Source organism: Klebsiella sp. 4_1_44FAA, assembly GCF_000238715.1.
In the GTDB taxonomy this organism is placed as follows: domain Bacteria; phylum Pseudomonadota; class Gammaproteobacteria; order Enterobacterales; family Enterobacteriaceae; genus Klebsiella; species Klebsiella pneumoniae.
In genome coordinates this window covers 1-19,153 of sequence record NZ_JH414804.1, presented here as the reverse complement: position 1 = coordinate 19,153, position 19,153 = coordinate 1, and the positions used below count along the sequence as shown (strand labels likewise).

14 protein-coding genes, 1 tRNA gene and 1 pseudogene are annotated in these 19,153 nt (G+C 60.8%); 6 read left to right on the top strand and 10 right to left on the bottom strand.

What is annotated here, in order from left to right; genetic code table 11:
- Positions 1 to 729: 729 nt before the first annotated feature.
- Both HMPREF1024_RS06605 and iolC read right to left on the bottom strand, forming a co-directional pair.
- Entirely contained in the window at positions 730 to 1,587 is an 858-nt protein-coding gene (locus HMPREF1024_RS06605; protein ID WP_004152190.1) for a MurR/RpiR family transcriptional regulator, read from the bottom strand.
- A gap of 151 nt (positions 1,588 to 1,738) precedes the next feature.
- Positions 1,739 to 3,652: a 5-dehydro-2-deoxygluconokinase gene (gene iolC / locus HMPREF1024_RS06610; RefSeq protein WP_009309292.1), complete on the bottom strand. Its 1,914-nt coding sequence runs from the start codon at positions 3,650 to 3,652 to the stop codon at positions 1,739 to 1,741.
- 506 nt (positions 3,653 to 4,158) lie between these two features.
- On the opposite strand from iolC, the gene iolD reads away from it, so the two are divergent.
- From iolD to iolE, 4 genes are read left to right on the top strand one after another with little or no spacing between them, the layout of a single operon-like run.
- Positions 4,159 to 6,099: a 3D-(3,5/4)-trihydroxycyclohexane-1,2-dione acylhydrolase (decyclizing) gene (iolD, locus tag HMPREF1024_RS06615; protein WP_004152191.1), complete on the top strand. Its 1,941-nt coding sequence runs from the start codon at positions 4,159 to 4,161 to the stop codon at positions 6,097 to 6,099.
- Between the two features lie 46 nt (positions 6,100 to 6,145).
- A complete protein-coding gene (locus HMPREF1024_RS06620) occupies positions 6,146 to 7,159 on the top strand; it encodes a Gfo/Idh/MocA family protein (RefSeq protein ID WP_004186740.1) in 1,014 nt (337 codons plus the stop codon).
- A gap of 41 nt (positions 7,160 to 7,200) precedes the next feature.
- On the top strand, positions 7,201 to 8,085 hold the full coding sequence (locus tag HMPREF1024_RS06625) for a sugar phosphate isomerase/epimerase family protein (protein WP_004152193.1): 885 nt from the start codon (positions 7,201 to 7,203) through the stop codon (positions 8,083 to 8,085).
- Positions 8,086 to 8,108: 23 nt separating this feature from the next.
- Positions 8,109 to 9,008, top strand: coding sequence for a myo-inosose-2 dehydratase (gene iolE / locus HMPREF1024_RS06630; RefSeq protein ID WP_002886970.1), 900 nt, complete (start codon positions 8,109 to 8,111; stop codon positions 9,006 to 9,008).
- A gap of 144 nt (positions 9,009 to 9,152) precedes the next feature.
- Here iolE and HMPREF1024_RS06635 read toward each other — a convergent pair whose 3' ends face one another.
- From HMPREF1024_RS06635 to HMPREF1024_RS06670, 8 genes are all read right to left on the bottom strand, one after another.
- Entirely contained in the window at positions 9,153 to 10,463 is a 1,311-nt protein-coding gene (locus tag HMPREF1024_RS06635) for an ABC transporter substrate-binding protein (protein ID WP_009309291.1), read from the bottom strand.
- The gene (locus HMPREF1024_RS06640) at positions 10,456 to 11,529 is read right to left on the bottom strand and encodes an ABC transporter ATP-binding protein (protein ID WP_009309290.1); all 1,074 of its coding nucleotides are present in this window, start codon (positions 11,527 to 11,529) and stop codon (positions 10,456 to 10,458) included. The genes HMPREF1024_RS06635 and HMPREF1024_RS06640 overlap by 8 nt, the downstream gene beginning before the upstream one ends.
- A gap of 5 nt (positions 11,530 to 11,534) precedes the next feature.
- Positions 11,535 to 12,359: a phosphodiesterase gene (locus tag HMPREF1024_RS06645; protein WP_009309289.1), complete on the bottom strand. Its 825-nt coding sequence runs from the start codon at positions 12,357 to 12,359 to the stop codon at positions 11,535 to 11,537.
- 10 nt (positions 12,360 to 12,369) lie between these two features.
- On the bottom strand, positions 12,370 to 13,257 hold the full coding sequence (locus HMPREF1024_RS06650) for a carbohydrate ABC transporter permease (protein WP_002886980.1): 888 nt from the start codon (positions 13,255 to 13,257) through the stop codon (positions 12,370 to 12,372).
- Positions 13,247 to 14,131, bottom strand: a complete 885-nt coding sequence (locus tag HMPREF1024_RS06655; RefSeq protein ID WP_012737244.1) for a carbohydrate ABC transporter permease — start codon at positions 14,129 to 14,131, stop codon at positions 13,247 to 13,249. The genes HMPREF1024_RS06650 and HMPREF1024_RS06655 overlap by 11 nt, the downstream gene beginning before the upstream one ends.
- 130 nt (positions 14,132 to 14,261) lie before the next feature.
- Entirely contained in the window at positions 14,262 to 15,281 is a 1,020-nt protein-coding gene (locus HMPREF1024_RS06660) for an NAD(P)-dependent alcohol dehydrogenase (RefSeq protein WP_009309288.1), read from the bottom strand.
- A gap of 111 nt (positions 15,282 to 15,392) precedes the next feature.
- A complete protein-coding gene (locus HMPREF1024_RS06665) occupies positions 15,393 to 16,862 on the bottom strand; it encodes a SulP family inorganic anion transporter (RefSeq protein WP_009309287.1) in 1,470 nt (489 codons plus the stop codon).
- Positions 16,859 to 17,527, bottom strand: a complete 669-nt coding sequence (locus HMPREF1024_RS06670) for a carbonic anhydrase (RefSeq protein ID WP_009309286.1) — start codon at positions 17,525 to 17,527, stop codon at positions 16,859 to 16,861. The genes HMPREF1024_RS06665 and HMPREF1024_RS06670 overlap by 4 nt, the downstream gene beginning before the upstream one ends.
- 591 nt (positions 17,528 to 18,118) lie before the next feature.
- On the opposite strand from HMPREF1024_RS06670, the gene HMPREF1024_RS06675 reads away from it, so the two are divergent.
- Positions 18,119 to 18,200: transfer RNA gene (locus HMPREF1024_RS06675), tRNA-Leu, on the top strand.
- 713 nt (positions 18,201 to 18,913) lie between these two features.
- Positions 18,914 to 19,153, top strand: a pseudogene (locus tag HMPREF1024_RS06680) (IS110 family transposase); the annotation flags it as partial.

Below are 19,153 nucleotides of genomic sequence, written 5' to 3'. Positions count from 1 at the left end.
CGGCCTCAAAATCGCTGAGACGTTCCCGGAAGGCCGGGGCAGCCCGCATGGATGCGGGCTGAGGGCCGTGTTTTGCACGGACGCTGCCTCGGCCCGACCCGAAGCCTGCAGGGATAAGTCGAAGGGACCGCGTAGCGGCGATTTTGCTGGCCGGAGCCCGGGGGTACAGGGGGCGGCGGCGACTGGCCGCCCCCTGTGCGCTCCCTGCGCCATGCCAGGCATAACGTAGACGATTAACCGGGAGCGCAATGTGCGCTGAAATCACATGCGACAAACGCTTTTCCCGGATTAATAGAGTTGCATACCAATAACATTATCTCCGGCACCCCGCAGGCCCATATACCCCAGGCCCGGCAAGCGCAGCGCCGCCGGGGAGGACACCACCGGCGCCATACCCGCCTTTGTGCCGGATGGCGCTACGCTTATCCGGCCTACGGGAGCCTCCCGTAAGCCCATATACCCCAGGCCCGGCAAGCGCAGCGCCGTCGGGCAGGACACCTCCGGCGCCATACCCGCCTTTGTGCCGGATGGCGGCTTCGCCTTATCCGGCCTACGGCATCCTCCCGTAAGCTCCTATACCGTAGGCCCGGCAAGCGCAGCGCCGCCGGGCAGGACACCGCAGACACCATACCCGCCTTTGTGCCGGATGGCGCTACGCTTATCCGGCCTACGGCATCCTTCCGTAAGCCTATACTGCGCCGCCGAGTAACAAACGCCAGGCAGCCTATCTCACGCCTTCTGCTTGGCCTCGGACTCCTGGCTGCTGTTCAGCGCCAGCGAAACCGCCAGCGTCTGGGCCAGACACAGCGAAGCAACCTGCGAGCGGAAGCCATCCACCTGCGCTTCACGCACCACAAAGCAGACATCACTGAAGGCCGCCAGCGGGCTGACCTGGCTGTCGGTAATGGCGATCTGGCGCGCTTTGCGCTGCGCGCCCAGCTCCACCAGCTCGACCACTTCCCGGGCGTACGGCGAGAAGCTCACCGCCACTACCACGTCTTTCGGACCGACCAGGCTCAGCTGCTCGGTGAACATGCCGCCGAGGCCGTCGATCAGAAAGGCTTTGCGATCGAGGTGACGCAGCGCATAGGTCAGATAGGAGGCGACGCTAAACGACCGGCGCAGACCAATGACGTAAATATTTTCCGCCTCGCCCAGCAGGGCCACCGCGCGCTCCAGATCATCGCTGGAGGTCTGCATCGCCAGCTGCTGCAGCGCCTGGTTGTTCACCATCGTGAACATATTGAGGATTTCCGTTGGCGTTTCCGGCGGGCTGGACTCATCGCTGGTGGTCTGGCGGAACAGACGGGCGCGCTCGGTATAGTTGGCGGTCTCTTCCATCAAATGTTGCTTGAACATCTGTTTCATTTCGTTAAAGCCGCTGAAGCCGAAGGCGTTGGCAAAACGAATCAACGTGGAAGGGGGAACATCCGCCTGTTGCGCAATGGAGGCCACGGTATCGAAAGCCACGCTATTGCTGTTATCAAGGATATAGCGGGCGACCTGTTTCAGGCGTTTGCTTAACGTATCGTAGCGACGCCTGATTTCATCCTGCAGGATGGTCAGCTGTGTTGGGTTATTGGCCATAAAGTGCGCTCTGAGAAAATGGAAGGAATATGGCTTCCAGTGTACCAAATGAAGCGAATTTTTCATTTATTGCGACGAAATACGCGATTCATTTCACGAAGAAACAGAAAAACGCCCGCTCCGCAAGGTGACGGAGACGGGCGTCGGGGGATCAGCGGCGGGCTTCGCGCCAGTAGCCAATAAGCGTCAGGTAGTTGTGTTTCACTTCCTCTATCAGGGCCTCATCGCTGAGCTCACCCTGCATCCAGCGCCGCGACGGCTGGCCAAAGATGGTGCGCCCGACGGCGAAACCTTTGATCATCGGGTGTGCGGCCGCCTCGGCGAAACCGGCGCGCAGTTTGTCGGAAGGCGCGTCAAGCCCGAGGATCAGGATCCCGCGGCTCCACGGATCTTCGCGCTCGATGAGGGCGGTGATCTGCTGCCAGCTGGCGCTGGAGAGCGGCGGCAGCTTCCACCAGTCCGGTTTGATCCCCAGCTGATAAAAGTGTTCCAGCATAGTGTGGTAATGGCGCTCGTCTTTGTCCGGGCCATTTTCCGGCAGGATCACCTCCAGCAGCAGTTCATGGCCTGACTTGTTACAGGCCTGCCAGACCTCGAGCAGCAGGGCGTCCTGCTCTGCACGCAGCGCCGCCGGGTCGTCCGGGTGATAGAAGACCAGGCATTTGACGACATGCTCCAGCGGCCAGTCGATCAGCTGTGAGCCGATGTTGCCATGCTCCAGACGCAGTGGTCGCGAGCTGGGCAGTTCGATAGGGCGCCCGATCCACCAGCCCTTGCCGGTAATGGCGTTGAGCGCACGCTGGCCGTAGGTGCCGTCGGCCAGAATGCCGCTGCGCTGATCGATACCTGCCTCCTGCGCCGCCGCTTCGGCCGCGGCCAACAACAGCAGTTTGAGCTGCGGAATGCAGGCTTCGTCGCGCCCGGTCTCCCGCGCCAGATCGGCCAGCTGTTTGCGATGGTCGAAGGCGAAAATGCACAGCTCCGGCCACTGCTGACGGCGGCTGGTGACCCGGTGCAGGTGGTTGAGGCGCTCGTCGACGTCCGGGCGCGGCACCGATTCGGCGCGCTGCAGGTAGTCGTCGAGTTCGACTTTGGTCGGCATCGCCGGCGCGCAGCCGTGGCGGGAGACCACCAGTGCCCCGCAGGCGTTGGCGTAACGGCAAGCCTGCTCCCAGCCTTCGTCGTTGAGCCAGCCGCGCAGCAGACCCGACATAAAGGCATCCCCGGCGCCCAGCACGTTGAGAACCTCCACGCGCACGCCCTGCTGTAGCGGCACCTGGTCCCAGCTGTCCGGGATGTCGCCTTCCAGCACCACGCAGCCCATCGGCCCGCGCTTGCAGACGAGAGTGGCTTTGGTGGCATTGCGCACATTTTTCAGCGCGGTCAGGGTATCGGTGCTGCCCCCGGCAATATGAAACTCTTCTTCGGTTCCCACCACCAAATCGAACAGATGCAGCACTTCCTGCAGCTGGCTGGTGACCGGTCCGGACTCAATGAAACGGGTTTCGCCATCGCCGAGCGAGGTGAGCCCCCACAGCACCGGACGGTAATCGATATCCAGCGCGGTGCGCAGGCCGTGACGGCGGGCGTACTCCAGCGCCTTCAGCACCGCGGCGCGGGTGTTGGCGTGCGACAGGTGGGTGCCAGTCACCGCCAGCGCCCGCGAGGAGGCAATATACTCCTCGCTAATGTCGTCAGGCGTTAAGGCCATATCGGCGCAGTTATCGCGGTAGAAAATCAGGGGGAAGGTCTCCTGATCCTTAATCCCCAGCATCACCAGCGCGGTCAGGCGAGATTTGTCGGTAATCAGATACTCGGTATCCACCCCGGCGCGGTTGAGCGTTTCGCGCAGGAAACGGCCGTTGTGTTCATCGCCAACGCGCGCCAGCATGGCCGATTTCAGCCCCTGAATCGCGGTGCCAAAGGCCACGTTGCCGGAGGAGCCGCCCAGATATTTCGCGAAACTGGCAACGTCTTCTAGCCGCGAACCAATCTGCTGGGCATAGAGGTCGACGGCCACCCGACCTATACAGATGACGTCGAGCCGCTTTACTGCTGCATTCATAGCTAGGATTTCCTTTTTGGTGTCTGCTGCCTGGAAGGGTCGGGATCCCGACGTCGACTCCGTGAACAGCCTGAGGGTTATTGGTTACCCTTAGTTTGAGAAATAAATATTTCATTTGCAAACTCGTTCGAAATTAAAAAACCAAAAAGTGTGAGGGATCTACCACTCTGCCGCACTGAGCCTCGCGCGAGCGCGGATCGCCCCCTCTGTCGACCCGGGGGAAAATGAAACGCCAAATAGCATCCATTTACCTATGATTTTTAAGGGGATATTGCCGTCTGGTGCGGCAAAAAAGGGCCCGAAAACGTGTCTGGAATGTAAGTGAAACGTATGAAATGGGTAGAGAGTTTGATCCTTCTCGCAAAATGAAATATTTCTTCTGTATTTGTATTTAATGAAAAAAATGTTTGCCTATAATCCACAGGTATTCCAGTGACGTGAACGACGGCCCCGGCGGCATCGGCGCGACGCCACACACAAATACTGAACAATAAGGATTGTGCATCATGGGCAAACTGAGACTGACAACGGCGCAGGCGCTGGTGAAGTTCCTCGATAACCAGTACCTGGAAGTGGATGGCGTAGAGCTGAAGTTCGTGAAAGGCATTTTCGCGATTTTCGGCCATGGCAACGTCCTGGGGCTGGGGCAGGCGCTGGAGCAGGACAGCGGCGATATGCGCGTCTATCAGGGGCGCAACGAGCAGGGGATGGCCCACGCGGCCACCGGTTTTGCCCGCCAGGCCCTGCGCCGGCAGATTATCGCCTGCACCTCCTCCATCGGTCCGGGAGCGGCCAACATGATCACTGCCGCCGGCACCGCCAGCGCCAACCGCATCCCGCTGCTGCTGCTGCCGGGCGATGTCTTCGCCACCCGCCAGCCGGACCCGGTGCTCCAGCAGATTGAACAGAGCTACGATCTCAGCATCAGCACCAATGATGCCTTCCGCGCAGTCAGCAAATACTGGGACCGCATTACCCGCCCGGAACAGCTGATGAGCGCCTGCATCAACGCCATGCGCGTCCTGACCGACCCGGCGGAAACCGGCGCGGTAACGCTGTGCCTGCCGCAGGATGTGCAGGGCGAAGCCTGGGATTACCCGGAATCCTTCTTTGCGCGCCGCGTGCACCGTCTCGACCGCCGCCCGGCCAGCGCCGCGCAGCTGGCGGACGCCGTGGCGGCCATCAAAGCCAGCCGTAAACCGCTGATCGTCTGCGGCGGCGGGGTGAAATACTCCGGCGCGGGCGAAGCGCTGTCCCGTTTCGCCGAGCGCTACGGGGTGCCCTTCGCCGAAACCCAGGCCGGGAAGGGGACGGTGGTCTCGTCTCACCCCCTGAACGTCGGCGGCGTCGGCGAAACGGGCTGCCTGGCGGCGAACCTGCTGGCGAAAGAGGCCGACCTGGTGATCGGCGTCGGCACCCGCTTCAGCGATTTTACCACCGCCTCGAAATGGATTTTCCAGCACCCGGAGGTGCGTTTCCTGAATATTAACGTCAGCAACTTCGACGCCTGGAAGCTGGACGGCATTGCCATGCTGGCGGACGCCCGGGAAGCGATGACCGCTCTCGACGCGGCGCTGGCGGACAGCGGCTGGCAGGCCGGCTGGGGCGCGCAGATCGAGAGCGTGCAGAGCCGTCAGTTAAAAGAGACCCAGCGCGTCTACCAGGCGGTGTGGCAGGAGAAATCCTTTGTGCCGGAGATCGACGATCATCTCGATCGTGAATCGGTGTATCGCGAGTTCCGCCAGATCACCGACTCCACCCTGACCCAGAGCAGCGTTCTTGGGGTACTGAATGAAACGCTGCCGGCCGAGGCGGTGATCGTCGCGGCGGCGGGCAGCCTGCCCGGCGATCTGCAGCGCGTCTGGCGCAACCGCGCGGAAAACACCTACCACGTGGAGTACGGCTACTCCTGCATGGGATACGAAGTCAACGCCGCGCTGGGCGTGAAGCTGGCGCAGCCGCAGAGCGAAGTCTACTCCCTGGTCGGCGATGGCTCGTTCATGATGCTGCACTCTGAGCTGGTCACCTCCCTGCAGGAGCGGGCGAAGATCAACGTCGTGCTGTTCGACAACATGGCCAACGGCTGCATCAACAACCTGCAGATGGAGCACGGGATGGACAGCTTCGGCACCGAGTTCCGCTACCGTCAGCCGGAAACCGGCCAGCTGCAGGGCGGCCTGGTGCCGGTGGACTTCGCCACCATCGCCGCCGGCTACGGCTGCAAAACCTGGCGCGTCACCACCCTGGACGAACTGCGCCATGCGCTGGACGCCGCCCGTCGTGAAACGGTCAGCACTCTGATTGATATTAAAGTGCTGCCGAAGACCATGGTGCACAAATACGGCAGCTGGTGGAACGTCGGAGTCGCCCAGACGGCGCTCTCTGAGCGGATCCGCAAGGTGGCGCAAATGATTAATGAAAAGCGCGCCCAGGCGCGTGATTACTAAAACGAACATCCACTCTGAATCCTACAGACTTACGGAGAAAACCATTATGTCGCTCAAATTAGGTGTCATCGGCGCTGGCGCTATCGGTAAAGAACACATCCGTCGCTGCACCCAGGTTCTGCAGGGCGCCACCGTTGTGGCGGTGTCTGATATCAATGCCGACAACGCCCGCGCGGCGGTCGCGCTGCCGGGCGTGCAGGCGGAAGTCTACGCCGACGGCCACGACGTGATTAACGCCAGCGATGTCGATGCCATCCTGGTCACCTCCTGGGACCCGACCCACGAAGAGTACACTCTGGCCGCCATCGCCGCCGGTAAGCCGGTATTCTGCGAAAAACCGCTGGCGATGACCGCGGAAGGCTGCCGCCGCATCGTCGATGCCGAAATGAAGGCCGGCCGTCGTCTGGTGCAGGTTGGCTTTATGCGCCCGTACGACGAAGGCTATCTGGCGCTGAAAAAAGTGATCGACGATGGCGATATCGGCGCACCGCTGATGCTGCGCTGCGCCCACCGCAACCAGTCGGTCGGCGAGAACTACACCACCGATATGGCGATCACCAACACCCTGATCCACGAGCTGGACGTGCTGCGCTGGCTGCTGAACGATGACTACCGTTCCGTGCAGGTGCGCTTCCCGCGCTCCACCTCGCACACCCATGCGCGCCTGAAAGATCCGCAGATCGTCTCCTTTGAAACCAAAAAAGGCACCCTGATCGACGTCGAAGTGTTCGTGAACTGCCAGTACGGGTATGACATCCAGTGCGAAGTGGTCGGCGAAACCGGGATTGCCCGTCTGCCGGAGCCGTCGGCCGTCCAGATGCGCAAGTCCGCCAGCCTGTCGACCGCCATTCTCACCGACTGGAAAGACCGCTTTATCAAAGCCTACGACGTCGAGCTGCAGGCCTTTATCAACGACGTCAAAGCCGGCCAGCTGCACGGCCCGTCGGCCTGGGACGGCTACGCGGCGTCGGTGGCGGCGGACGCCTGCATTAAAGCGCAGGGAACCAGCGAGCCGGTTGAAGTGACGCTGCCTGAGTGCCCGGCATTCTACAAACGTTAAGCGCGTTTTGCTGACGGAACTTCTTTGCACAGGTAACGACGATGAAAATTGCCTTTGATGTGGATGTGATTAAGGACCTCGGGATCACCCGCATGGTCCATCAGGTAGCGGAGTGGGGCTACAAGTACATTGAACAGTCGCCGCACCCGCAGATTAACCCGTTCTACAAGCACCCGCGCGCCAGCCGGGAGATCATGGCGGAGTACAAGCAGGCGCTGCGCGATACCGGCCTTGAGCTGTCGTCGTTTATCTGCGTCTACCGCTGGTCCGGCCCGGACGAACTGCGCCGTCAGGCGGCGGTGAAAAACTGGAAACGGCTGGTGGAAATTGCGGTGGAGATGGGCGTTCAGGTGATCAACACCGAGTTCTCCGGCGATCCGAATCAGCCTGAGATCTGCGATGAAATGTTCTATCGCTCAATGGAAGAGCTGTTGCCGATTTTTGAGCGGGAAGGCATCCGCGTGGAGATCCAGGCGCATCCCTGGGATTTCTGCGAAGAGAACAATGAAACCGTCGATATCGTGAAGTCGTTCCGCAGCGATAACGTGAAGTACGTCTACAGCGTGCCGCACACCTTTTTCTACGACAAAGGCGTCGGCGACGTGGCGAGCATGCTGCGCTATGCCGGGAGCGATCTCTCCCATGTCCTGATTGCGGACACCCGCAATCATACGAAACATTGCCGCTATATCGTTAACCCGCCGGGCGTGGATGCCGTGGTGCACCAGCACGTAGGCGTCGGGGAAGGGGATGTGGATTTCGACGCGCTATTCCGCACCCTGCGCGAAATGAAATTCGCCGAGCAGACCTTCAAGGTCGGCGGGGAGCCGATTGTCGCCACCTCGCTGTTTGGCTACCCGGAAAAAATGAAATACCAGGCAGTGGAAACCCGTGAACTTATTGAACGTGAATTGCTGCGCCGCTAAGGCGCAGCGGCAGGAGCCCAACTATGAACAAAGATAACGTCAAACTGGCTATCGCCCCAATCGGCTGGACTAACGATGATATGCCGGAGCTCGGCAGCGAAAACACCTTCCAGCAGATCGTCAGCGAAATGGCGCTGGCCGGTTTTACCGGTAGCGAAGTCGGCAGCAAATATCCGCGCGACCCGGCGGTCCTCAAGCCGATGCTGGACATCCGCGGCATTCAGATCTGCAACGCCTGGTTCAGCACCTTTTTCGCCAACGGCCAGCGGGAAAAAACCATTGATGAATTCGTCAATCACATGAACTTCCTTCATGCGATGGGCGCGAAAGTGATTGGCTGCTCCGAGCAGAGCGGCAGCATCCAGGGGCTGGATAAACCGATCCTCGGCGATGCGAAGCCGTGCTTCAGCGACGAAGAGTGGCAGCGGGTGGCAGAAGGCTACAACACCCTCGGCCGCCTGGCGGCGGAGAAGGGGATGCAGGTCTGTCTGCATCACCACATGGGCACCGGCATTCAGACCACCGCGGAAATCGACAAATTTATGTCGCTGGTGGACGAGCGCGTCTTCCTGCTGTTCGACACCGGCCACGCCTGGTATTCCGAAGGCGGCGAAGCGCCGATGCTGGCGATCCTCAAAAAGTATCTGCCGCGCATCAACCACGTTCACCTGAAGGACGTCCGCCCGCCGGTGATCGACCAGGTGCGCCGTGACGGCCTGTCGTTCCTCGACGGCGTGAAAAAAGGCACCTTCACCGTCCCGGGCGACGGGGTGATCGATTTCCGTCCGGTGTTCAAGCTGCTGGACGACTTTGGCTATAAAGGCTGGATGGTAGTGGAAGCCGAGCAGGATCCTGCTCTGGCCAATCCTTTCGAATACGCCGTCAAAGCGCGCAAATATATCCGCGAAACGGCAGGGATCTAATCGTTGTGACATTTTCAGGCCATACCGGGTATGGCCTGCTTTTTTGCCTTTCACAACCGGACCCAGGGCTTAACCACAGCGCCGGACAGTTCCCTCTCCCTCAGGGAGAGGGCCGGGGTGAGGGTGACGATGACGGGTAAAGCGTCACTTCACTTCCGCCAGCGCGGTCTTATCCACATACGGTTTCATCAGCGCGTCGGCTTCCTTCTGCGCCGCCTGCACCGCCGCTTCCGGCGTCACTTTGGCATCATTGACCACCGCCGCCAGCTGGTTCTCCATCGCCTTACGCACCGCCACGGTCTCCCAGGTGGAGTACCATGGATGGGCGTACTTCAGCTGCTCAAGGGCGATCGCCGCCCGCGGATCCTGCTGCAGATAGGCCTTCATCTCCGGCGTATCGTATGACGCCTTGCGCGGCGAGAAATAGCCGGTGAAGCGGCTCCACGCGCCGTTCACCTCGGGGCTCACCAGATAGGTCAGGAACTGATACGCCGCTTTCTTCTGCGCGTCGTTGATGCCTTTAAAGCTCACCAGGCTGGCGCCGCCGATCGGCACCGCGCGCTGCTCTTTGGCCGGCAGCATCGCCACCCCAAGCTCAAAATCTTTGCTGTTCTCGCGCATAAAGCCCAGCGCGCCGGTGCTGAGCATCGCCATCCCGAGCTTGCCGGAGAAGAACGCGGCGCTGATCTGCTTCGAGTTCAGCACCCCGGACGGCATCACCTTGTCCTTGTAGATCAGATCCTGCCAGAAGCGCAGGGCGCCGATGGCGGTCGGCGAGTTGTAATAGACCTCGCCCGGATAGTCTTCGTTAAAGTATTTCCCGCCGTTGGCGCGCACCAGCGCCGAGAAGATCCAGCCGCCGTAGTCGTCGTTAGTCGACGGCAGCATGATCCCCCACTGGCCTGTGCTCTCGTCGGTCAGCTTTTTGGCATCGGCCAGCAGCTCGGCCCAGGTCTGCGGCGGCTGTTTGATCCCGGCCCGATCGAACATCGTCTTGTTGTAGTAGAGGATCGGCGTCGAGTTATGGAACGGGATCGCATAGGTGGTGCCCATCACCTGGGCGTCCTTATGCATCGCGGGCCAGAATTCCTTGTGCAGAAAATCGCCGGCCTTTTGATCGCCATATTTAAACAGCTCATCCATCGGCAGGATCTCATCCTTCAGCGCCAGATCGGTGGTGAAGTTGGCGGACATGATCACCAGCGCCGGCGGCTGGCCGGCCTTCTGCGCCGATTCGGCTTTGATCTTGGTTGTGTCGTAGTTGCCGGTGAAGATCCCGCGTACTTCGACATCCTGCTGCGAGTCGTTGAATTGCTTAATGACGCGGGTCATCTCCATGGTCAGCTTGCCGTCCACCGGCGCCGGGAACATGAAGTCTATTTTCTCTTTTGCCAGCGCCGCGCCGCTCAGGGCAAGGCTGAGGCCAACCGCGACTAGCGTAAAAGGTTTAAACATGATTACACTCCATCAACAAATTATGCTGGGTCTCAGCATGAAAAAGATGCACATCGGCAGGTGAGAAGCCGACCAGTAGCGACTCGCCTTTCTCCGGCACCGTGCCGCGGTGGCGGCGGCTAAAGCGCAGGGTGCTGATCGGGGTGCTGACGTGGAGCAGATAATCGGCTCCCATCAGTTCTCGTTGCAGAACGGTGGCCGGCAGGCGCAGATGGCCCTCCTCCACGCGGTCGGTAATATGTTCCGGGCGAACACCCAGCCAGACGCGGGTCTGATCCCGGTGGCGCGGCGGCAGCGGATGGCGCTGTTCTCCCAACAGTACTTCACCGTTGGCGCAGGGCAGCGACAGGAGGTTCATCGCCGGCGAACCGATAAACCCGGCGACGAACAGGTTGGCCGGGTTGGCGTACAGATACTCCGGGCGCCCGACCTGCTGTACGTGGCCGCCGTTCATCACTACGATGCGGTCGGCCATCGACATCGCCTCGGTCTGGTCGTGGGTCACATAGATGGTGCTGGTTTTCAGCTGCTGGTGGAGGGCCATAATGCTGTCGCGCACTTCGCTGCGCAGGCGGGCGTCGAGGTTGGAGAGCGGCTCGTCCATCAGGAACAGCCGCGGATTGCGCACGATCGCCCGGGCCATCGCCACCCGCTGGCGCTGGCCGCCGGAGAGTTTCGCCGGTTTGCGATCGAGCAGCGCCTCCAGCTGCAGCATCTGCGCCACTTTGTCCACCCGCGGCTGCCAGCTGCTTTTCTCTTCCTTGCGCACCTTCATGCCGAAGGTGATGTTGTCGCGCACCGACAGATGCGGAAACAGGGCATAGTTCTGGAAGATCATTGCGAAGTTGCGCTCGCGCGGCGTGGCGGCGGTGATGTTCTCATCATGCAGCCAGATTTGGCCTTCGCTAACCGGTTCCAGCCCGGCGAGCAGGCGCAGCAGGGTGCTTTTCCCGCAGCCCGACGGGCCGACCAGCACCACGAATTCGCCTTCGTGAATATCCAGCGACAGGGCGCTGAGCGCCGGTTTGCCGTCGAAACGTTTACTGATGTTTTGCAGACTGAGCATGGCGGTTAGCGCTCTTCCGTTGGGCAACTGATGTTTTCGTCGTACAGCCACGGCCCGGCGTAGTGGGCCAGCGAGTGCTGGTAGCTCACCCACTGCTCGCCGACCTGACGGTGCATCAGGCACGAGGCCGGGGAGAGGTCGTAATAGGGCCGGGTATCTTCGTGGCAGTACGGCACCTGATGGACGGTGCCAGGGATAGTGGAGATCAGCGCCTGGCGATACTGGGTCATGGTCAGGCTGTGGTTATGGCCGCAGAAGATGCGCGTCAGCGACGGGAAACGCTCCACCAGCGCCAGCAGACGGTGGCCGTTTTCGCAGGCGATCGGGTCCATCTGCGCATTGCCCAGCGGCAGCGGCGGGTGGTGCATAAAGATCGTTGCCGGTTTGTCGCCGCCCTCGAACAGTTGCGCCTCCAGCCAGCTGATGGTCTCGTCGGTCAGCCAGCCTTTTGACGTGCCGGCATGACTGGAGTCGATAAACAGCAGGCGGGTGGCGAAGTCATCCACCGCATAGCGCATATTTTGCGGATCGTTGCCCAGCTGCGGGCACAGCGGGTGAAGATGCTCGAGAAAATGGGTTTTGTCGTCGTGGTTGCCGGGGATCAGATACAGCGGATAGTTCAGGCTGCCGAGGATCTGGCGGGCCACCTGATACTCCTCCGGGCGGCCGCAGTTGACGATATCCCCGCTCACCACCACCGCATCCGGGCGCTCGCGCAGCGCGTTAAGCTGGGAGACCACGTCGGCGTTGGCGGCATTGACGTCGATAAAGCCGTACAGCTTCTCGCCGCGGCTGCGGAAATGGGTATCGGAAATGTGCGCTAACAGCATGAATCACTCCTTATTTGATCCCGGAGAAGCCGAAGCTCCGCAGGAACTGTTTCTGAAAAAGGATGAACGCCAGCATCAGCGGCAGGCAGACCATCAGCGTCCCGGCGCCGATGGTGCCCCACTGGCCGCCGGATTCGGCGCCCATGGCGAAGGAGACCAGCCCGACGGTCAGCACCTGCTTATCGGGATCGTTGAGCATCATCAGCGGCCACAGGTACTCGTTCCAGTGGTAGGTAATGCTGACGGTGGCGAAGGCCAGCACCGACGGCCAGGACATCGGCAGCAGCACGCGGAACAGCACCTGCCACCAGCGGCAGCCCTCCATCAGCGCCGCCTCCTCCAGCTCTTTCGGGATGGCGAGGAACGCCTGACGCATCAGGAACACGCCGAACGCCGAGGTGAAGTAGGGCATCATCACCCCGGTGAGGGTGTTGAGCAGGCCGAAGGTTTTCAGGGTTAGCATGTTCGGCACCATCATCACCACCGGCATGATCATCAGCTGCACCAGGAACAGGAGAAACAGCGTCTGCTTGCCGCGAAACTCGTGGCAGGCGAAGACGTAGCCGGCGGTGGTGATGGTCAACAGCTGCACGAAGAAGGTGCCGAAGGTGAAGATAAGGGTGTTGGCGTACAGGCTCAGCCAGTCGGCGCTGTTCCAGGCGTCGCGGAAGTTATCGAGGGTCAGCGGCAGGCGGGGCAGAAGCGACGCCATATCGTCGCCGAAGGTGGTAGCGCTGAACGAGGTCGCCAGCATCCAGATAAACGGGCTGACCCACAGCAGCGCCAGGCAGCACATTAATACTGTGAGCGTAAAGGGCGACGAGCGGCGCAGGCGCAGCCACAGCGGACGGGCGGCGGCGGGCGTGCGGACCAGCAGCGGCGAGATTTCAGCGCTCATAGTGGGCTCCTTTCTCCAGCAGTTTCAGGTTAATCAGCGAGAAGGCGAACAGCCCGGCCAGGGTGAGGAAGGTGGCGGCGGAGGCTTTACCGAGGTCGTGGGTATCCCAGGCGAGATTCTGGATGTAATAGAGCAGCACGGTGGTGGCGTTGTCCGGCCCGCCGCGGGTCATCACCGCCACGTGGTCGATCTGGGTGATGGAGTAGATCAGCGCGGTGGTGATCACAAAGCTCAGGGTCGGGCGCAGCAGCGGTAGCGTGACCTTAAAAAAGACCTGCGTGCGGGTAGCCCCCTCCATCAGCGCCGCTTCCCGCGTCGAGGCCGGAATGCTCTGCAGCCCGGCGAGGAAAAACAGCATGTAGTAGCCGGCGAACTTCCACACGCCGATCAGCGCCAGGGCCAGCAGCGCGCTGTTGCTGCGCCCCAGCCAGTTGTTGTTCATCGGCCCGAACAGCTTTGCCAGATAGTGGTCGAGCAGGCCGAGGCCGGGCATAAAGATAAACAGCCACAGCGCGGCGGCGCTGACCATCGGGATAATCATCGGGAAGAAAAAGGCGGTGCGCAGCCAGCGGTTGACGCGATGGTTCTCGCTCAGGGCGACCGCCAGCAGCAGGGCGAGGGTCACCCCGGGCACCACCGTCAGCAGGATATAGAGCAGATTATTGACCAGCGACTGCCAGAAAACGCCGTCGGCAAACAGGCGGGCGAAGTTATCCAGCCCGACGTACTGTGCGCCGTCGCTGGCCATGCGGGTATCAAACAGGCTGTCATACACCGAACGCCCCAGCGGGAACCAGGTAAACAGCAGTAAAAACAGCAGGGAAGGCGACAGGATCAGCCAGGGAAGCCAGGTCTTTCTCATGGTGACGCGCATCTCGTTCAGCCATTTATCGAAGCCCGGATTGTGGGAAGCAATGACTACAGAGGCATGGCGGGGAGATGACGGTTTGATGAAGCGACGGGGAAAACGCCGGGCGAGCGGGCCGCCCGGCGGGAGAGAAGGATCAGAAGTCGGCTTTCAGCACCGCGCGGTAGCGGGCTTTGCCTTCGCGAACGTGTTTCAGCGCTTCGTTAATCTGCGACATCGGGAACAGCTCGGTGGTCGGAGCCACTTTGCTGCGCCCGGCAAACTTCATCAGCGTGCGCAATTCGGACGGATTACCGGTCGCCGAGCCGGAGATGCTGCGGTCGCCGCCGATCAGGGTAAAGGCCGGCACCGGGAACGGCTTCATCACCGCGCCGACGGTATGGAAGTTGCCGCCGTAAGCCAGGGCTTCGAAGTACGGCTGCCAGTCGAGGTCCACCGCCACGGTGTTGATGATCAGGTCGAACTGACCGGCCAGCGCTTTTAAGGCTTCAGGATCGCGGCTGTTGACCACGCGATCGGCGCCCATCGCCAGCACTTCCTGCTCTTTGGCCGGGTTGGAGCTGAAGGCGGTCACTTCCGCGCCCATCGCCCGCAGCAGCTTAATGGCGATATGGCCGAGGCCGCCGATGCCGATCACCCCGACGCGGCTGGTGGCGGTGACGTGGTGGGTCAGCAGCGGTTTAAAGACGGTGATGCCGCCGCACAGCATCGGGCCGGCGGACGCCAGATCGATGCTCTCCGGCAGGGGGATCACCCACTGCCAGTCGGCGCGCAGCTTATTGGCGAAGCCGCCGCGGTTGAGAATGGTCGGCACCGAGCCTTCCAGACAGTTGATCTGGTTGCCGCTGATGCAGGCGTCGCAATGGCCGCAGCTGCGCGCCGTCCAGCCGATGCCGACCTTCTGGCCAATCTTCAGCCCTTTATCCTGCGCCGCGCTGCCCAGCGCCGCCACCCGGCCAATCACCTCGTGACCGGCCACCAGCGGGTAGCTCGACATCCCCCATTCGTTGTCGATCATCGACAGGTCCGAATGGCAGATCCCGCAGTATTCCACTTCAACTTCGACATCTTCCGGCTGCAGCTCGCCGGCATCGTACTCCCACAGCAACAGATCGGCGCCCGCTTCTTTGGCGGCGTAGCTTTTAATGATGGTCATGTTCATTTCCTTGGGGTTGGCGTGATAACCCAGAAAGTGTAGAGCATGGTTTTTCACGGCGCTTGGCAATCGGAGGGGTCGCGAAGCGGGCGGACCAGCCGCCCGTTAAGGTCAGCGGCTGGCCAGCGGCCACTGATTAAGGCGGATGCCGCGCTGCGGGGCGTTCTCGGCAAAATCATCCAGCACCGCCCGCACGTCCGGGTCGAGATAGCCGACGCTGTCGTGCTCGACGATCACCACGCTCTTTTCCGGAATCTTCGCCAGCAGAGCCAGCAGATGCGGATTGTGCATAAAGGTCAGATTCTGCTGGATGCGCAGCACGTAGTGGTCATCGTAGCGCGCCAGCTGCAGCGAGTGGCGATGGCTGCGCCAGAGGCTGAACGCCATCTGGGTGGCAAGACCAATCCCAATCCCCGCCAGCATGCCGAAGGCGATAATCCCGCCGATGGTGGCGAGGAACGGAACGTACTGCGCCGCCCCCTGGCGGAACTGCTCGATGAACAGCCGCGGCGTCGCCAGCTTATAGCCGGTATAGAGCAGCACGGCGGCGAGGCTGGCGAGCGGGATTAAGGTCAGCAGGCCGCTAAACCACAGGCCGCAGATCAGCAGCAGCACGCCGTGGATAAAGATCGACAGTTTGCTCTGCGCGCCGTTGCTGACGTTCACCGAGCTGCGGACGATCACCGCGGTGATCGGCATCGCCCCGAGTACGCCGGAGAGCAGGTTGCCGACGCCCTGGGCGACCATTTCACGGTTCGGCGAAGGCGGCGGGTTTTGCGGACGCAGCTTTTTCAGCGCCTCCTGGCTGAGCAAGGTTTCGAGGCTGGCGACCAGCGCCAGGGTTACCGCCACCACCCACACCGACGGATTGCGCCACGCGCTCCACGCCGGAGATTCCAGCTCGCCCAGCAGGTCGCCGAGGCTGCCGAACGCCGGCAGGGTAATACGCGGCAGAGCGGCCAGCTGCTGCGGCGCAAAATGGGTCAGCAGCAGGGTGGTCACGCAGCCGAGCAGGACGGCGATCAGCGGCCCGGGGATCCAGCGCAGGCTCTTCACCCGGCGGATAAGCGGCGAGCCCCACAGCCAGAGCACGAGCAGGCCGCCCGCGGCGACGGCAATCGCAGTGACGGAGAAAGCGGCGTTGCCCTGAACCACTTCGGCAAGTCCGGTCTCTTCCGCCGTGCCGAGCGCGACGGGGATCTGCTGCATAATCAGCAGGATGCCAATCGCCGCCAGCATGCCTTTGATGACGCTGGCGGGAACCAGCGAGATAAAGCGCCCGGCCCGCAGGATGCCGAACAGCAGCTGCAGCGCGCCGGCCAGCACCAGCGCCATCAGGAAGAGGGAGAAGGAACCCAGGGATTCAATAGCGGCGACGACGATGGTGACCAGTCCGGCGGCGGGGCCGCTGACGGCGAAGCGGGAAGGGCTGAGGGCGGTGACGACCAGGCCGCCGATGATGCCGGTCAGCAGGCCGACGAAGGGCGGTAAGCCGCTGGCCTGGGCGATGCCGAGGCACAGCGGCAGGGCGACAAGGAAGACGACGATGCCGGCGAGAGAGTCCTGACGAAGCGTGTTCATGGGGCGTGCTCCTGCGGTGAGAGGTGTTCGACGAGGGTGGTTAAATGGCCGGAAGCCAGATCGTAGACGCAGCCGTGCAGGCTGAGCGGTCGCCCGCTGGCGAGCACCGTCTGCACCGGTTCACTCTCCAGCAGACGGGCGAACTGGGCGCGAACGTTGGCTTCCACCAGGGCGTCCAGCGCATGGCGAGAACGCTCCGCGTCGGCGCTGGCGCCGGGGGAGGCCGCAACACAACACCCATCGGCGATCTGCGCAATTTCGTGATGCAGGGTGTGGCGCAGCTGGCCGATGCGGCGAGCCAGCGCCGAGGATTCCTGCGCCAGCGGCAGGGTGGGCAGGGAGAGCGCCGCCTGCACGCCGCCGCAGCCGTAGTGGCCGCAGAGCACCACCCGCTCCACCTCAAGGTAGTGGAGGGCATACTGCAGGACGCTCATGACGTTATCGTCGGCGGGGTCGAGCATGTTGGCGATATTGCGGTGGACAAAGAGCTCGCCGGGCTGACTGCCGGTGAGCACCTCGGCGGGCACGCGGCTGTCGGAGCAGCCGATCCACAGCGAGTGGGGCCGCTGCCCGTCGACCCATTTTTCGAAATAGTCCGGGTCATGCTGACACTTCTGCAGCGCCCAGCTGCGGTTGCGGGCCAGCAAGGGTTTTAACGTCGTCACAAGTATTCTCCTGAGTTAATTCATCGAGTGAATATGTCCATCAAGACTCGTACAGCGACTAGTAAAAATAGTGTTTACCGGAATCCTTCACGCCTGAGGAAAATCCTGGAATAAACGGCAAAAAGAAAACTTTTCATTAATGTAAAGTTATAAAAATATTGATGAAATTAATATTTGGCTTCGGGGTAGATGAATAACAAAAAGGCATTGGCTAAAACTTTCTGGAATATATGGGAATTGTGGTGGGTGGGGTTAGGGGGAATAGTTGGGGAGTGGATATTGGGGATGGGTGGGGAACGTTGGGTTGTGCTGGGGATGCGGGTGAGAGTGGGGTGAGAACAAGTTGAGATAAGATTGAGTGGGGTTTGGGGGATCAAGGGGAAAGGGGAGTGGCTGGCAGGTGGAGTTGGGGTTGTGGGGGTTGTGAGAGGAGGGTTGCTGGTGGCAGTCGCGCTGTGGAACGGCAGCAAAAGGTGACGCTGCGCAGGATAGCGCTGTTTTTTTCAACACTTAGCGCAATGACGACACGCTGTCGCTTGCATGGCCGCCACCGACAGGTATAATCCAGAACGTTTCCGCATCCCCTTCAGTGCCGAAGTGGCGAAATCGGTAGACGCAGTTGATTCAAAATCAACCGTAGAAATACGTGCCGGTTCGAGTCCGGCCTTCGGCATTCAACACAAAGTTTTCATATAAAACAGAGAGTTAGAGTAAAAACTCTGCCTTTCTTGCCTGTGTTTTTTGCTTGAATAATGTCACCAAAGATTGCCGCTGTGTTTGGTAGTGGCTTTTGGGATGTTATCACGCAGCGGCAGGTAGTTTCCAGGCTCAACCCTGTACAAAACGTGAACGGTCAGCACTGACGACATAAAATTATGTCGCTGGTCTATCTGTTGCGTTTTTCCTTTGAAGCCGGAAGACGCCGCCAGCGTCTCTAATCCTTTTCCCATAACCCTTGTCAATGTGGCTCGCGCTTCGTGCGGCGCTCTATGATGCAACACCTTGTGAAAGGTCGCAGAGAATAAACAGGCGTAATGTTGGGAAGACTAACCGGATCGGGAAAGAATCCGGCTCTGCCACGGTTTCAGCCACCGGATCACAAAGGCTACCTGATAAGAGGCCATGACAAGGCATCATCATTCCCGCGAGGGGATCACATATGGCTCGTTCTTCCCTGTGAAGGGAAAAGAGCTAACTGCGGATGTCGCTTCGCTCCGCCTCTCCTTATGTGCCCAACACGGCACGTAAAGGTCACTTATTGCCTTCGGCACCATTTGGTAGGGTATTTTTGCATCTGGATGGCTTTGTTAATGGAATGGTCGCCTCCCATCTCTTGTGCCACAGTGGGACGATAAATCGTCACTCATTGAACGGAGCGCTGCTATCATGAACGTTAAAACTATTGGAATCGATTTGGCAAAAAACGTTTTCCAGATCCATGGGGTTGACGAGCACGGAAAACGGTTGTTCAACAAACAACTCAGACGGGCACAAATGGCCTCCTTTTTTGCCAACATCCCACCCTGTTTGATCGGCATGGAGGCCTGTGCATCTGCTCATTTCTGGGCCAATAAACTGATATCGATGGGCCATAATGTCAAACTGATGGCCCCTCAGTTCGTCAAA